Source organism: Peribacillus psychrosaccharolyticus ATCC 23296 (assembly GCF_000305495.1).
Taxonomy (GTDB): domain Bacteria; phylum Bacillota; class Bacilli; order Bacillales; family DSM-1321; genus Peribacillus; species Peribacillus psychrosaccharolyticus.
Window position 1 is genome coordinate 1 of record NZ_AJTN02000109.1, and the last position, 1,256, is coordinate 1,256.

1 protein-coding gene is annotated in these 1,256 nt (G+C 35.3%); it reads left to right on the forward strand.

Annotated features, from left to right (window positions below; genetic code table 11):
- Positions 1 to 297: 297 nt before the first annotated feature.
- Positions 298 to 1,256: asparagine synthase-related protein (locus tag WYK_RS06290; RefSeq protein WP_040373708.1), on the forward strand; the 959-nt coding region annotated here is incomplete at its 3' end.

Consider the following 1,256-nt stretch of genomic DNA (forward strand, 5'->3'; position numbering starts at 1 on the left):
TTATTTCTTCTGTGTTTATCAATGCAATCTACCATCCGATCCTTAAATTTATCGACAAGAAACAACATCTAGGAGAAGAGGGATATAGCCCAAATGTCCCGAAACCAATAGACGCCTAGGTTTCTAATGTTATACAGGTCTTTGTAACTAGTAAAGTGCTTTTTTAAAGAGAAATTAGGGGATTGCATTTTTTTCCATATTATAGTATGTTCTTTATAGAGAACAAGTTTTAACTCTTTAACGGCTCTTCTTAATTGATCAATTATTAGTAATTTATAAGGAATCGGAGAGATCGCCATGAGTGCCATTGCCTGCATTTACCATTCAAATAAGGAACCAGTGTCCATTGAGCATATTAATGGGATGATGGGCTCATTACAGCAATACCCAGCAGATGATGTTCAAGTATGGCATAAAGAGAATGTTTTCCTTGGTTGTCATGCACAATGGATTACTCCTGAATCTATAGGTGAGCAGCTTCCTTATTATGATTATAAGAGACAGTTAGTCATCACTGCCGATGCCATTATCGATAATCGAAAGGAATTATTTGATCTTTTACAAGTAGATTATAGAATGAGAAAAAACATGCCGGATAGTCAATTGATATTGCTTGCCTACGATAGGTGGGGAGAAGATTCCCCTAAGTATTTAGTAGGGGATTTTGCTTTTATCATCTGGGATGAAAAAAAGCAAACCTTATTTGGTGCAAGAGACTTTTCTGGTACTCGAACTCTTTATTATTATCATCATTTGCAGAAAAGTGCTTTTTGTACAACCATAATGCCGTTACTAACATTACCTTATCTGAAAAAACAACTTAATGAACAATGGCTGGCCGAATACTTGGTCGTAGGGGGAATGGTTGATACAGTTGATGATTCGTTAACACCTTATAAAAATATAAACCAAGTACCTCCTTCACATAGTATTACCATTACAGGAGAGAAAGAAAAACTTAAAAGATATTGTACTTTACAGTCAGATAAGAAAATCAAACTAAAGTCAGATGGTGAATATGTAGAAGCTTTTCAAGAAGTCTTTCAAAGAGCAGTTGATTCAAGATTGCGTACACATCTTAATGTGGGGGCACAGTTAAGTGGTGGATTGGATTCAGGCGCAGTTGTAAGCTTTGCTGCAAAAACTCTGGGAAAGGAAAATAACCTTTTACATACTTTTAGTTATATGCCTCCTAGAGATTTCAAGGATTTTACACCCAAATATTTTATACCAGATGAACGAGAATATATTAAATC